The organism is Faecalibacillus faecis, assembly GCF_003024675.1.
Taxonomy (GTDB): Bacteria; Bacillota_I; Bacilli_A; order Erysipelotrichales; family Coprobacillaceae; genus Faecalibacillus; species Faecalibacillus faecis.
Genome location: NZ_PYLP01000018.1, coordinates 12,934 through 27,664, shown reverse-complemented (window position 1 = coordinate 27,664; position 14,731 = coordinate 12,934). Strand labels below are relative to the sequence as shown.

14 protein-coding genes are annotated in these 14,731 nt (G+C 30.4%); 13 read left to right on the top strand and 1 reads right to left on the bottom strand.

From position 1 onward, the window contains the following. Nucleotides 1-3: 3 nt before the first annotated feature. The 3 genes from pth to C7U55_RS11155 all read left to right on the top strand — a co-directional run bounded on the left by pth (nt 4) and on the right by C7U55_RS11155 (nt 5,756). Nucleotides 4-558: an aminoacyl-tRNA hydrolase gene (gene pth / locus C7U55_RS11165; RefSeq protein ID WP_106988629.1), complete on the top strand. Its 555-nt coding sequence runs from the start codon at nt 4-6 to the stop codon at nt 556-558. A gap of 8 nt (nt 559-566) precedes the next feature. Next, nucleotides 567-3,995 (top strand): transcription-repair coupling factor, encoded by a 3,429-nt coding sequence (gene mfd / locus C7U55_RS11160; protein WP_106988628.1) that lies wholly within the window; start codon nt 567-569, stop codon nt 3,993-3,995. Between the two features lie 117 nt (nt 3,996-4,112). Then, nucleotides 4,113-5,756 carry an AAA family ATPase gene (locus C7U55_RS11155; RefSeq protein WP_106988627.1) on the top strand — a complete coding sequence of 548 codons (1,644 nt, stop codon included), beginning with the start codon at nt 4,113-4,115 and terminating at the stop codon, nt 5,754-5,756. Nucleotides 5,757-5,815: 59 nt separating this feature from the next. On the opposite strand, the gene C7U55_RS11150 is transcribed toward C7U55_RS11155, so the two are convergent. Beyond that, the gene (locus tag C7U55_RS11150; RefSeq protein WP_106988626.1) at nt 5,816-6,415 is read right to left on the bottom strand and encodes a YigZ family protein; all 600 of its coding nucleotides are present in this window, start codon (nt 6,413-6,415) and stop codon (nt 5,816-5,818) included. An 87-nt stretch (nt 6,416-6,502) separates the two neighbouring features. Here C7U55_RS11150 and C7U55_RS11145 point away from each other — a divergent pair, with 87 nt between their 5' ends. The 10 genes from C7U55_RS11145 to C7U55_RS11100 all read left to right on the top strand — a co-directional run bounded on the left by C7U55_RS11145 (nt 6,503) and on the right by C7U55_RS11100 (nt 14,728). Next, complete coding sequence (locus tag C7U55_RS11145) at nt 6,503-7,369, top strand: DegV family protein (protein ID WP_106988625.1); 867 nt, start codon at nt 6,503-6,505, stop codon at nt 7,367-7,369. Between the two features lie 12 nt (nt 7,370-7,381). Then, nucleotides 7,382-7,849 (top strand): MarR family winged helix-turn-helix transcriptional regulator, encoded by a 468-nt coding sequence (locus C7U55_RS11140; protein WP_106988624.1) that lies wholly within the window; start codon nt 7,382-7,384, stop codon nt 7,847-7,849. A 64-nt stretch (nt 7,850-7,913) separates the two neighbouring features. Next, nucleotides 7,914-8,105, top strand: a complete 192-nt coding sequence (locus C7U55_RS11135) for a YabP/YqfC family sporulation protein (protein WP_106988623.1) — start codon at nt 7,914-7,916, stop codon at nt 8,103-8,105. After that, the gene (locus C7U55_RS11130; protein WP_106988622.1) at nt 8,102-9,007 is read left to right on the top strand and encodes a sporulation protein YqfD; all 906 of its coding nucleotides are present in this window, start codon (nt 8,102-8,104) and stop codon (nt 9,005-9,007) included. The genes C7U55_RS11135 and C7U55_RS11130 overlap by 4 nt, the downstream gene beginning before the upstream one ends. Beyond that, a complete protein-coding gene (locus C7U55_RS11125; protein ID WP_106988621.1) occupies nt 9,004-9,957 on the top strand; it encodes a PhoH family protein in 954 nt (317 codons plus the stop codon). Before C7U55_RS11130 ends, C7U55_RS11125 begins: the two co-directional genes overlap by 4 nt. Further along, on the top strand, nt 9,950-10,627 hold the full coding sequence (locus C7U55_RS11120) for a response regulator transcription factor (protein WP_106988620.1): 678 nt from the start codon (nt 9,950-9,952) through the stop codon (nt 10,625-10,627). Before C7U55_RS11125 ends, C7U55_RS11120 begins: the two co-directional genes overlap by 8 nt. Further along, nucleotides 10,617-11,870: a sensor histidine kinase gene (locus C7U55_RS11115; RefSeq protein WP_106988619.1), complete on the top strand. Its 1,254-nt coding sequence runs from the start codon at nt 10,617-10,619 to the stop codon at nt 11,868-11,870. Before C7U55_RS11120 ends, C7U55_RS11115 begins: the two co-directional genes overlap by 11 nt. Nucleotides 11,871-11,915: 45 nt before the next feature. After that, nucleotides 11,916-13,121 carry a S1C family serine protease gene (locus C7U55_RS11110; RefSeq protein WP_227213686.1) on the top strand — a complete coding sequence of 402 codons (1,206 nt, stop codon included), beginning with the start codon at nt 11,916-11,918 and terminating at the stop codon, nt 13,119-13,121. Nucleotides 13,122-13,182: 61 nt separating this feature from the next. Next, the gene (gene murI / locus C7U55_RS11105; protein WP_106988617.1) at nt 13,183-13,950 is read left to right on the top strand and encodes a glutamate racemase; all 768 of its coding nucleotides are present in this window, start codon (nt 13,183-13,185) and stop codon (nt 13,948-13,950) included. Nucleotide 13,951: 1 nt separating this feature from the next. Next, nucleotides 13,952-14,728, top strand: a complete 777-nt coding sequence (locus C7U55_RS11100) for a Cof-type HAD-IIB family hydrolase (protein WP_106988616.1) — start codon at nt 13,952-13,954, stop codon at nt 14,726-14,728. Nucleotides 14,729-14,731 lie beyond the last annotated feature (3 nt).

Sequence of the window (14,731 nt, the reverse complement as noted above, 5' to 3'; positions counted from 1 at the left end):
AAAATGAAATTAATTATAGGACTTGGAAATCCTGGCAAAGAATATGAAAGAACAAGACATAATACAGGATTTATGGTATTAGATCGTTTAAGTGAAAAATTAAATATTGAAATCAGTCAAAATAAATTTAAAGGACTTTATGGAAAGGGTAAATATAAAGGAGAAGATGTACTTTTATTAAAACCACAAACCTATATGAACCTTTCGGGAGAATCAGTTAGACAAGTGATGGATTTCTTTAAAATCAGCCAAGAAGATATTTTAGTTGTTTATGATGATTTAGATATGCCTGTAGGAAAGCTTCGCTTAAGACAAAGTGGAAGTGCTGGAGGACATAATGGTATTAAAAACATTATCTTGCATACTGGAAGTCAAAATTTTAATCGTATTCGTGTGGGAATTGATCGCAGTAAATATATCAAAGTGGTCGATTATGTTTTATCACGTTTTACAAGTGAAGAGCAAGAAGCTATTGAACAAGGTGTAGAAAACGCCAGTGATGCGATCATTGATTATTTAGAACATGGTTTCAATCACGCTATGAATCGTTTTAATTAGAGGCACTTATGAAAAAAATACTTAATTTATTAAAAGATAACAAAGCTTTTCAAGCTTTACTCAATAAACAAAATATCGTCGTTAACTCACAAAACGCCGAAGCGCTGCTTATTGCTAGCGCATTTTTGACTTTAAAGAAAGATATGTTGATTATTAAATCTAATCAATATGAAGCAAATTTACTTTATAAACAAGTATCGCAAATGATTGATGATGTCCTTTATTTTCCAGTTGATGAATCTTATCGTATTGAAAGTCTTGCTGCTTCAGGTGAACTTTTAGGGCAAAGACTTTCAACGATGTATGAACTTTCAAAAGAAAAACCCCATTTATTAATTAGCCATGGTCATAGTGTTATGCGTTATGTTCCAAGCAAAGATGTTTTTAAAAAGAACTGTATGACTTTAAAAGTTGGAGATCATATCGATGTTTATGACTTGCAAAGATTTTTAATTCAAGCAGGTTATATGCATACAACGCGTGTTGATCAACCGTTTTATTTTTCTAAACGTGGGGGTGTTATTGATGTTTTTTCAATGCAATATGATCATCCAATACGTATTGACTTCTTTGATGATGAAATTGATTATTTAAAATTTTTTGATGAAAAAACACAAAGAACAATTGAAAAAGTTAATGAAATTGAAATCATTCCAGCAACTGATCTTTTATATTTGGATCAAGAAATCGGTCTAGTTATTACCAAAATCAAAGATTCTTTTGAAGAACAATATCAAAAAATGGATGATTTATTTAAAGATGATTTTGAAGAAAAAATCATGATTGATATTGAAAACTTAAAAGCACACGCCACGGACAGTAGTCAATATGCTTATTATCATCTTTTTAAAAGTGTTACAAGTATTAAAGACTATTTAAAAGATCCGGTGACAATTCTTTGTCAAAAAGAAGATATTGATTTTCAAATCAAAAACTATCTTTCTGAAAACTTCTATTATTATCAAGAACTCAGTCAAAGTGGACGTTTCCTTAAAGATAACCAACTCTATCAAAACTTTGATCATATTGTTCAAGATGATTATCAATGCATCAATACCTTTAGTACTAGTAAAGATGATCAAGTCTTTGTCAGTCATGATGTCATGTTTAATCGTGATGATGAAAAACGTGTTATCCAACAAATCAATGACTATTTAAAAAACAGTCAAATTCTTATTTCCTTAGAGAATAAACATCAATTACAACTCATGATTGAACTCTTTGATCGTCATGAAATGAAATATACGCTTGTGGGAATTGATGAAGTGATTTATCCAGGAATCAATCTTTATGTAGGAAATCTTTCTACAGGGATTGAACTAATGGAAGAAAAAACGGTTATTTTAACAGCACATGAACTTTTTGGTGAAGTTAATGTTTCTAAAGCGAAATACTTTCGATTTAAAGATGCGAAAACATTACGTAATTTCCAAGAATTAAATGTGGGTGATTATGTGGTTCATGATAGTTATGGAATTGGGCAATATTTAGGAATCAAGACGCTTGATGTCAAAGGCTATCATAAAGATTATCTTTATGTGGCTTATGCTGGAGATGATACACTTTATATCCCAGTGGAACAATTTAAAATGATTCGTAAATATGCAAGTTCAGATGGAAAAGTCCCAATGATCCATGCTTTAGGCAGCAGTAAATGGGCTAAGGCCAAACAACGTGCGAAAAATAAAATTGATGATATTGCTGATCAATTAATTGAACTTTATGCTGCGCGTATGTCGTCGCCAGGTTTTTCTTTTTCTAAGGATAATGAACTCCAAATCGATTTTGAAAATCAATTTGGTTATGAACTTACAAAAGATCAACAACGTAGTGTTGATGAAATTAAAATGGATATGGAAAAACCTCAACCAATGGATCGTCTTTTATGTGGCGATGTTGGTTTTGGAAAAACAGAAGTAGCTTTACGAGGGGCTTTTAAAGCTATTCTCGATCATAAACAAGTCGCCTTCCTTTGTCCAACAACAATTTTATCAATGCAACATTTTAAAACAGCAACCGAACGTTTTAAAAATTTCCCAGTGGAAATTGCTTTACTCAATCGTTTTACTTCATCCAAAGAAAAAAAACGTATTTTAAAAGAAGTCAAAGAAGGAAAGATTGATTTATTGATTGGAACTCATCGTATATTATCAAAAGACGTACAGTTTAGTGATTTAGGCTTACTTGTAATCGATGAAGAACAACGTTTTGGTGTTAAACAAAAAGAAAAAATCAAAGAATATCGTGAAACTATTGATGTTCTTTCGCTTTCAGCAACACCAATTCCTCGTACTTTACAAATGTCTTTAATGGGCATTCGTGGTTTATCAAAAATCGATACACCACCAAAAAACAGATTACCAGTCCAAACCTATGTCGTTGAAAAAAACGATACGCTGATTAAACAAGTCATTGAACGAGAACTTGCTAGAGATGGACAAGTCTTCTATCTTTATAATCATACTGACAGAATTGCTAATGTCGCTTATAAAATTGCTTCAACAGTTCCTAATGCCAAAGTCGCTATTGGACATGGACAAATGGATAAAAATGAACTTGAAGATGTGATGCTTCGTTTCATGAATAAAGAATTTAATGTCTTAATTTGTACAACAATTATTGAAACAGGAATTGATATTCCTAATGCGAATACAATGATTGTTGAAGATGCGGATAAATTTGGCTTAGCACAACTCTACCAAATTAGAGGACGTGTTGGACGAAGTGAAAGAGGTGCTTATGCTTATCTTCTTTATAAAAAAGATAAAGCTATTCAAGATGATGCTTTAAAACGTCTAAAAGCTATTAAAGAATTTACTGAACTAGGTAGTGGTTATAAAATTGCAATGCGTGATTTATCAATTCGTGGTTCAGGAGATATCTTAGGTGGCAGACAAGCTGGCTTTATTGATGATATTGGTTTTGAAATGTATATGAAGATCTTACAAGATGCGATTAATGTAAGAATGCATAAAGAAGAAAAAACAGAAGAAAATATCAAAAACTTAAATGTTAATGTTGATGGTTATATTCCAGGTGATTATGTTGAAAGTGATTATGAAAAATTAGAACTCTATCAACGTTTAGATGAAGCAAAAACAATGAGTGAGCTTAATAGTTTAAAAGCGGAATTTGATGATTATTATGGAAACTTACCAGAAGCTATCCAAACTTTAATTGAAAAAAGAAAACTTGAAATTCTTTCTCATTATTCAATTATTGAAGATATTAAAGACCATGGTAAAAAACTAGAAATTATCTTTTCATCAAATGCTTTTGAAATAATTTCTGGTGATAAACTCTTTCTTCTTGCCAATCAACTCTTTACTAAACCAGCATTTAAATCACTTGATAATCAAGTGACAATTACGATTCAAAAGAATAATCAATGGTTGAATCATTTAAATGAATTTATTGAAACATTATCTAAAAAATAAAGGAAAGATACGTACGAAAAACGTACTTTTCTTTTTTTGTTTAAGATATTTTATCTAAAATAACAAGTGGTCAATAACGATAGAATCGTTTATAATAATAACGAAAGGGTGATGGAAATGAAGAAAATACCAATAGGAACAAAAAGCTTTTCAAGACTTGTAGAAGGAAATTATTATTTTGTAGATAAGACCTTGATGATCAAAGAGTTCTTAGATAGGGGGACAGATGTAACATTGATTACTCGTCCTAGAAGATTTGGAAAAACCATCAATATGTCAATGATGGCAGAATTCTTTGATATTACCAAAGACTCTAAAAAAATTTTTAATGGTACAAAAATCATGGAAACACCTTATGCAGCTGAAATCAATCAATATCCAATAATCTTTATCTCTTTTGCGGATGCCAAAAGAGATAAAGAAACAGTTGTTTCAACGATAAGAACACAAATACAAAATCAATGGGATAAATATGATTTTGTATTTGAAAATCTTAAGGGATTTAAGAAAACAAATTATGAAAGACTTTATGAAGTATTAGCTGATAATAACAAGAATAATCTTAAGGGAATAGATGATGCAATTTCATTCTTGATGGAAAGAATGGAAGATTATTATGGAAAAGAAGTTATGGTATTCATAGATGAATATGATACACCATTTGTAGAAGCACATACAGGAGGGTTCTATGATGAAGTAAGAGGAGGACTTGCAGGATTGCTTCATAATTCTCTTAAAACATCAACCAGCTTAAAATATGCAATGCTTACAGGAATTCAAAGAGTGGCTAAAGAAAATATCTTCAGTGATTTAAATAATTTAGATGTGTATACAGTGATTGATAATGATTATAGTGAATATTTTGGCTTCAGTATAGAAGAAACCAAAGAACTGTTAGAATATTATGATTTAGAATTAGATGAAGAAGTCAAAGAAATGTATGATGGCTATAAAATGGGAGATAAAGAAATCTATAATCCATGGTCTATTTTAAATTATGCAAGAAGAAAAGTACTTGTTCCTTATTGGGTCAATACGAGTGCTAATACAATGCTTAAACAAGCTATAGAAAAAGCAGACTACGACTTTAAAAAACAATATGAAAAACTTATAAAGAATAACTATCTAGAAACAAGAGTTGTCCTTCAAACAAGCTTTTATGAAGTGGCAAATACACCTAACTTATGGGGGATGTTTGTAAGTGCTGGATATCTCACGGTTACAAAATCAATTGATGCTTTAAATGATCAATATCGTGTAGAAATACCTAATAAAGAAATAAGAAAAGAATTTATTAATTTGACAGAGTACTATTTAGCACTACAAACTGGTCAACTAAATGATGTTGTATATAATTTACTTCAAGAAGATAGAGATGAGTTTTTTGACAGTTATCAAAACATCTTGATGTTACCAAGCTATCATGATTTAAATGATGAAAACAGTTATCATATGATGATGTTAGGAATGTGTATCTGTTTATCAAATAACTATAAAGTTATTTCTAATAGAGAAGAGGGTAAAGGAAGATGTGACATCATCATTCAAGCCAAGGATGAAAAGAAAACATCGTTTGTTATTGAATTTAAGTATTTCAAAGAAGATAAAAAAGATTTTGAAAAAGCATTGGATAAATTATCAAATGAAGCTATTCAACAAATCAAAGATAGAAAATATGACTATAATTTAAAAGGAAAAGTGATTTATATAGGCTTAGCCCATCATGGAAAAGATGTCATGATGAAATGGATTGAAAGATAATAAGCTATGGAAGTTCCATGGCTTTTTAATTATGAAAAAATACGCATTTTTGATGCGTATTATTTTACAGGTACATATTCTTTTTTTATAAATTCTTTTGTGTAACGATTGCTTGTCAATTCTTGAATTGTATCAAAGAAAGAAAGATCATCAATATAAAGACGATAAGTTACTTGGTCACTATATTCTTTATTAATACAATCAATCGCATTCACTTTAAGCAAATGTTCAAATTTCTTGGTAAAGCTATAATCAAGAGAAACATCGTAAACATCAATTAAATGTTTTTCAACAATATTCGCTTCTTTTAAAGCTTCAGCAACAGCTTGGCTATAGGCACGGGTCAATCCCCCTGCACCAAGTTTAATTCCACCAAAATATCTTGTTACGATGGCAATGATATTGGAAAGCTCTTGTTTTTTCAAAACATTAAGCATAGGAAGTCCTGCAGTTCCTGAGGGTTCCCCATCATCATTGGCTCTTTCTTTGGTTCCTACAAGGTAGGCGATACAATTATGAGTGGCATCTTTATACTTTTCTTTATAAAAACCAATGGTTTCATTGATTTTATTTTCATCATTTAAAGGGATGAGCGTACAAATAAATTCAGATTTTTTTATGACAAGTGTATGCTCTGTTATTTCTTTAATCGATTTCATTTTTTCACCTTCTTGGCTTTTATCATAACATAAAACTTTAAAAATAAGCTATAATTTGTTATATTATATGAGGAAGAGGTGGAGAGTATGGAAAAAATTGCTATATTAGCGGATAGTGGATGTCAAATCCCAGTGGGTTCAAAAGAAGATCAAGGGATATTTATTGTGCCACTTACAATCACTATGGATGAAAAAAGTTATTTGGATGATTTAGAAATTCATAGCGAAGATGTTTTTAAACGTATGGAAAAAGACGGTATTATGGTGATGACTTCTCAACCATCAACAGGTTCACTGCAAGAAGCAGTTCAAAAAATTAAAGAACAAGGGTACAGTCATATTATTGGTTTACCAATTGCGACAGGTCTATCTTCTACAATGAATGGGATGAAGTTGGCTTGTGATATGTTAGAAATGCCTGTAACTTTAGTAGATACAAAAGGTACTGCAAGTAATCAAAAATATCTTGTAGAAGTTGCCGCAAAACTTGCTGGTGAAGGAAAATCACCAGAAGAGATTAAAGAAATTTTAGAAAAGCTTGTGGAAGATTCTGCAACGATTATCATGGTTCCTAACTTAGAACATTTAAAAAAGGGTGGTCGTATTACTCCGGCTGTTGCCACTCTTGCGGGGCTTTTAAAAATTGTACCTATCATGAAATTAAATTATGATTTAGGTGGTAAAATTGATACTTTTGGTAAAGTAAGAACAGCAAAGAAGGCAAACTTAAAGATTATTGATCATATGGTCAATGATTGTAAAGTCAATAATAAAGATTTTGTTTTTGCTATTGAACATGTTTTATGTGAAGATCTTGCTTTAGAAATGAAACAAAAATTGATTGAACAAATTGGTGAATGTGAAATACTTGTAAGAGAATTACCTGCAGTGGTTGGTGCACATATGGGTATTGGTGGTATTGGTTATCAATATATTAAAAAATACGAAGGATAATAGGTGAAAGACATGACAAAAAGAGTCGATACGGTTGAAACGGTAGTAGATGTTTTTAATATTGCCATGGATATTCAAGAATTGTATTTAAAACAAGGACCTTTTAAACAGCTTTCAATGTCTGAAATGCATGTTTTAGAAGCGGTTGATAAAGAAACAAGTCCGTCGATGTCAGCAGTTGCTAATCATTTAAATATAACTCTTGGGACATTAACAACAGCAGTTAAAAAGATTATTGAAAAAGGTTTTTTAATTAAAGAAAAATCAGCTCAAGATCATCGTATTTATTATTTAAGATTGACTGATCAAGGACGTGAAGCTTTAAAAGTTCATGAACAATTTCATCAAGAATTGGATTCAATATACACACATCATATTCCTAAAGAAAGAGTAGAATGGGTTTTTTCTACCTTAAATGAAATCTATAAAGATTTGGTTATTTATCGAAATGAATTACTTAAAAGAAAAAATCAAAAATAAGTCAACAATGTTGGCTTTTTTTCATATTCATTTAAAAATATCATACGTTTAAATAGGTGATATTATGATTTGTCTTCAAAAAAAGAGAATTCTTATTAAACATTATCAATTAATTATTACTTTAGAACCTACTTTATTTGAATGTAAAATCGATCAACAAATAATCTCTATTAAAGGAAAAAACATTGAAATTCATTACTATAGTCAAGATGAAGTGATGCTTTATGGTGAGTTTGAAAGTATCAACATTTTATGAATTTAGGCTACGATTATATCCTTCTAGAAACTGATAACATTCTAACTTTTTTAAAAACAATAAAAAAATATCAACTCACCCTTTTTCAACTTAAACAAATCGATTCCACCCATTACAGCTTTTATGTTCCTATCTATCAAAGACATCTTACCTATAAACTGCATCTTCCAATACAAAAAAGTATCGGTATCTTTCATTATCTATTATGTATTTTTCATTTTCCCCAAATCCTTTTTACTATAAGTTTTGCTTGTACACTCTTTTTTTTACCACAATATCTTTATCATATTGAAGTCAAAGGAACCTTGCCCACATTAAACCAACAACTAAATCAAGAACTCAGTCATGAGATATCTTTTCTTCATCCAAAACTTACCTATAAACAAATCAACCAACTCTATGATACTTTTAAACAAAAACATAAAAACCAACTTGATTATTTAAATATCTATCAAAAGGGTAGTATTTTACATGTTGAATACACTCCAGCCAGTCATAATCAAGAAACAGTTTTAAAGTATCAAGATTATATTGCTAAAAAAGATGGGGTTATTTCTAAAATTGATGTCCAACAAGGCAATGTCCTTGTTAAAATCAATCAATATGTCAAAAAAGGGGATATTCTTATTTCTCATCAAATAGAAGATACCAGCAAAAAAATCAAAATTATCCCTACACTTGGAAGCATTGAAGCTTATACGTATCAAACTCTAGAAGTTTCTATTCCTAAAAAACAAAAAGAGAATTTTGCTTATCTTTTATTTGAAATAAGAAGTCAATTACCAAAAGATGTAAAAATTGACAAAGAAAAAATCTTATCTTATGGTATAATAGATGAGAAATATGTTTTAAAAATGCAATATGTCTTTATTGAAAATATTGCGATTAGGGAGGAAACATGAAAGAAGTCGTTAAATTAGAAGCCTATAATATTGAACAACTTGTTAATTTATCAGGAGTAAAAGATGAAAATCTAGAAGTTTTAGAAGATCATTTTCAAGTAGAAATCTCTTTAAGAGGGGATGAAATGACACTTGTTGGAGAAAAAGAAAATCTTGAAAAAACGAAAAAAGTTATTTTTTCTTTATTAAAACTGATTGTTTCAGGGGTCTCTATTTCTAGACGTGATGTGGTCTATGCTCAAAAATTGGTAGAAAAAGATAAATTGGATCAACTCTCAGAACTTTATCATATAAAAATTGCGAGAACCTATAATGGAAAACTTATTTATCCAAAAACACTAGGACAAAAAAGTTATTACTATGCTCTAAAAAATAATGATGTCGTTTTTGGTATTGGACCTGCGGGAACTGGAAAAACGTATTTAGCGGTTGTTTTTGCGGTAGCTGCTTTAAAAAATAATGAAGTAAAAAAAATCATTCTTACGCGACCAGCTGTAGAAGCAGGTGAAAGTCTTGGCTTTTTGCCAGGAGATTTAAAAGAAAAAGTCGATCCTTATTTACGTCCACTTTACGATGCTTTACACGATATGTTAGGGGTTGAACAAACGGAGAAATTGATTGAAAAAGGTGTGATTGAAATTGCGCCACTTGCCTATATGCGAGGACGTACACTAGAAGATGCTTATGTTATTTTAGATGAAGCACAAAATACAACTGATAATCAAATGAAAATGTTTTTAACACGTTTAGGGTTCCGTTCAAAGATGATTGTGACAGGAGATATTTCACAAATTGATTTACCAAGAAATACAACATCAGGTCTTGTACGTGCTTTAGATATTTTAGAAGGGGTCAAAGGTATTTCTTTTATTCATTTATCAGCGATGGACGTAGTAAGACACCCAGTTGTACAAAGAATAATTGAAAGATATGATGGGAATAATGAATAAAATACTTTTAATTGAAGATGATCAATCAATCAATAAAATTCTAGCCTATGAACTTTCTAAAAAAGGCTATCAAGTTGATAGCCTTTTTGATGGAAAAGAGGCTGTTCAAACAATTCTAAAAAATGACTATGATTTAGTTCTTGTAGATTGGATGCTTCCTTATCAAAATGGTGTTTCCATTATTAAAGAAGTAAGAAGTAATGATTATGTCAAACCACTGATTCTTTTAACAGCTCGTAGTGAACAAGAAGATATTATTAAAGGATTAGAAGCAGGTGCAGATGATTATCTAACAAAACCTTTTCAATCTGCAGTTTTAATTGCCCGCATCGAAGCTCATTTAAGAAGACATCATAAACATTTCTTAGATGAAATTAAATTTGGTGATGTTTTAATGAATACAACGAATCGTGAAGTAATGATTCAAGATCAAAAGATTGTTTTAACAAAAGTAGAATATGATCTTTTAAAAATGTTTTTAGAACATCCTCGTGAAGCTGTTTCAAGAGAAACTTTGCTTCAATCTATTTGGGGGTTTCAATATGACGGGGATACCCGCATTGTTGATGTTCATGTTTTTAAACTTAAAGGAAAACTTAAAGAAAGCCAAGTGTCTTTTAAATCGGTAAGAGGAGTTGGATATAAGTTGGTGAAAAAAGATGACGAATAATTCTATTAAAGTTTTAGTTTTAGGATTTATTGCCTTGTTACTTACCTATTTTAACAAAGCTTATAGTATTTTAATTATGCTGGTCCTTATTTTGATTTATGTAGTGAATGCCTATCAACTAGAAAAACATTATCAACGCATGGGACGTTTTATGCAAAGAGAAAGAGATAATGAATTAAAAGAAGTTGAAATAGAAAATAAATATCATGAAAAAATCTTAAGTCAGTTGATTCGTTCGATGAATCTTCCAATGCTTTTTGTTGATAAAGAAGGAAAGATTGCTTTTACTAATCAAAGCTTTCGTAAAGGATTTGAAATTCCTCATTTAAAAGGACGTTATTATAAAGATATTTTTGTAGGAGAAATGTTAGATTTGGTAGAACAGTGTTATGTTTTTGAAAGACCTCTTTCAACTGTGGTAAAAATTCAATCAAGATATTATCAAGTCGAATCTTCACCAGTCTTTTCAGATCATGAAAAATTGATTTTTGATGGAACGATTGTTTTATTTACCGATGTTTCTAAAATGAAAGAAATTGAAGATATGCAAAAACAATTCCTTTCTGATGTCTCTCATGAACTTAAAACACCCATGTCTGCCATTATTGGCAGTGTAGAAATTCTAAAAAGAGATGGGATGGAATCACCAGAGATATTTAACGAATTTATGGATATACTTTTAAAAGAAAGTTATCGTATGCAAAATATCATTAATGATATTTTAGAACTTTCTCGTTTAGATCAAACAAAAGTTTCATTAGATTATCAAGAATTAGATGTTAAAGCGGTCGTTAAAGAAAGTATGGATTTATTTGAACCCCTTGCAAAAGAAAAACATCTTTCATTGATTTATCATAATCAAATAAAAGAACCACTTATTTTAGATTATTCAACAATAAAAATGATTTTAAGTAATTTTATTTCAAATGCGATCAAATACTCAAATGAAGGGATTATTACGATTAAAACAAAAAAAGCAGACGATACGTTTATATTAAGTGTTCAAGATGAAGGAATTGGTATTCCTAAAAATAAATTAAATTATATTTATGATCGGTTCTATCAAGTAGATAAATCAAGAAGTTCTAAAATTTCTACAGGATTAGGTTTAAGTATTGTCAAAAAAATCGTAGAATTAAATCAAGGAACGATTGATGTAGAAAGTAGCGCGGGCATTGGTTCAACATTTACTGTCAAACTTCCAATCAATCCCAAAGTTTCCCACAATGACGATATAATTTAGACATAATTGTTTTTTATGATGGTAACATCAAAGGAGGAAAATAATATGAATGAAGATAATAACAATAATTTTATATTAGTTGATGAAGATAAACCAAAAGAAAAGAAGTGGAAGAAAATCATAAAGATTTTACTCGTTGTTGCCATCGTATGTTCCTTTGCAATGAATGGTTATGTATTCTATAACATCATCACTTCTTCAGATGATACAACAGCATCTGTATCAAATAAAGGAACAGTTAAAGAAGTAAACTATGATGTAAAGACCGATACAACAAGCGTGGTCGATAAAGTCAGCGATAGCGTTGTTGGGGTTGTTGTTTATCAAAATACTTCCAATAATATTTTTGGCTTCAACGATAGTAGTTCATCAAGTGAAAGCCAATCAGGAAGTGGTAGTGGAGTCGTTTATGATCAAACTGGTAAATATACTTACATTATAACTAACCACCATGTTATTGATGGTGCCAATAAAGTACAGGTTGTATTTTCAAATGGTGAATACGTTGATGCTGAAGTTGTTGGTAGTGATGAATACAGTGATGTCGCTATTTTAAGATGTCAACCAAGCTTTGATGTCAGTGTCATTGATTTAGGAGATTCTGATTTATTAGATAAAGGAGAAACGGTTTTAGCAATTGGGTCACCTTTAGGTATTCAATATTCAGGAACAGTCACTCAAGGAATTGTTTCAGCAACAGACCGTACCGTTTCTGTTGATTTAAATGATGATAATGTAGATGATTGGGATATGAACGTTATCCAAACAGATGCTGCCATCAACCCTGGTAACAGCGGGGGTGCTCTTGTTAATATGAAGGGTGAACTTGTTGGTATTACGAATATGAAATTCTCAGATGAAAGTGTTGAAGGTATGGGATTTGCGATTCCAATTAATGATGTTATTACAGTCGCAGAACAAATTCGTTCAAATGGTAAAGTATCCCATCCAGTTATTGGTATTTCAGGTGTTTCATTAAATGATTATTCATCTTATGAACTTCAAAGATATGGTGTTAAAGTTTCAGTTGATGAAGGAATTTATGTTGTTAAAGTAACAAGTGATGGAGCAGCGAATAAAGCAGGTATTCAACAAGGTGATGTTATTGTTAAATTAGATGGTAAAGATATTACAACATATAAATCATTCTTAACAGCGCTTTATTCACATAAAGCAGGAGATAAAGTAAAAGTTGTAGTTAATCGTAGTGGTAATGAAAAAACAATTACAGTCACACTTCAAGAAAAATAGATATTGCTTAACGCAATATCTTTTTTTATAATAACTGTAGAATGTTTGAAAGAGGAATTGTATGAAAATAGGTATTTTTGATTCAGGAATAGGTGGTTTATCTGTTTTATATGAAGCAATGCATTTATTGCCTCATGAACAATTTATTTATTATGCAGATGAAAAACATGTTCCTTATGGGGAAAAAACAAAAGAAGAAATTATAGGTTATGTAGATGAAATCATTCAATTTATGATTGAACGTGATTGTAAAGCAATCGTTATTGCTTGTAATACCGCTACCAGTGCCGCTGTTTCAATCATGAGGAAGAAATATCATATTCCTATTATTGGAATGGAACCAGCGGTTAAAAAAGCAGTCGATCTTTATGGAAAGCAAAAAGTTTTAGTTTGTGCAACACCAATTACCGTTAAAGGAAAAAAGATGTTAGATCTTGTAGAAAGAGTAGATAAAGATCATTTAGTTGATTTAGTGGCTTTACCAAAGCTTGTTCGCTTTGCAGAAAGACTAGAATTTGAAAGTGAAGATGTTTTAGCTTATTTAAAAGAAGCTCTTTCATGTTTTGATTTTGAAGAATATGGTTCACTTGTTTTAGGGTGCACACATTTTAATTATTTTAAAGATAGTTTCCACAAATTACTTCCTCAGGTTCATTTATTAGATGGTAATCTTGGAACAATCAATTATTTAATAAAAAATATCGAATTAGAAGATTTAGAAAGTTCAGTAGAATACTATTATTCAGGACAAAGAGTTCTTGGTAAAGAACTCCAACGTATTGAATGTTATTTAAAACGTTTAGAAAAAATGAAGGATATAGGTAAATAATATGGTAAAAGCAATTTTTTTTGATATCGATGGAACACTTGTAAGTTTTAAAAATCATCAAATTCCCCAATCAACCTTTGATGCTTTATATAAATTAAAAGAAAAAGGCATTAAACTTTTTATTGCGACAGGAAGAGGAAAAGATGGCTTAGATGTGTTAAATGATTTTCCTTTTGATGGTTACATTACTTTAAATGGGCAATATTGTTATACAAATGATCAAATCATTTATTCAAATACCATTAAAAAAGAAGATCTACAAGCTCTGCTTGATTATTTAGAAGACCATCAAGTTCCTTGTGGTTTTACCGAAGAAAACACAAAATATTTCAATTACCGCGATAAGCGTGTAGATGCCATTCATGCCATTACTCATAATGATGATCATCCTGCAGGAGATTGTAGTCATGTCATTGATAAATCCATTTATCAAATCATGTGTTTTGTTGATGAAAAAGAAGAAAAAGAAATATTAAGTCATATGCCTCATTGTATTTCAGCAAGATGGCATCCGACTTTTTGTGATATTTCACCAATAGGTGGGACAAAACAATTAGGAATCGATCAATTCTTAGAATATTATGGTCTTGATTTAAAAGATACGATGGCTTTTGGTGATGGGGGAAACGACAAACAAATGTTACAACATGTTTCTCTTGCTATAGCTATGGGTAATGCCGGTGATGAGTTAAAAAGCATTGCTGATTTTGTGACGAAAGATGTTGATGATGACGGTGTTGCTTATGCTTTAAAACATTATGGATTGATAGACCTTTAAAAA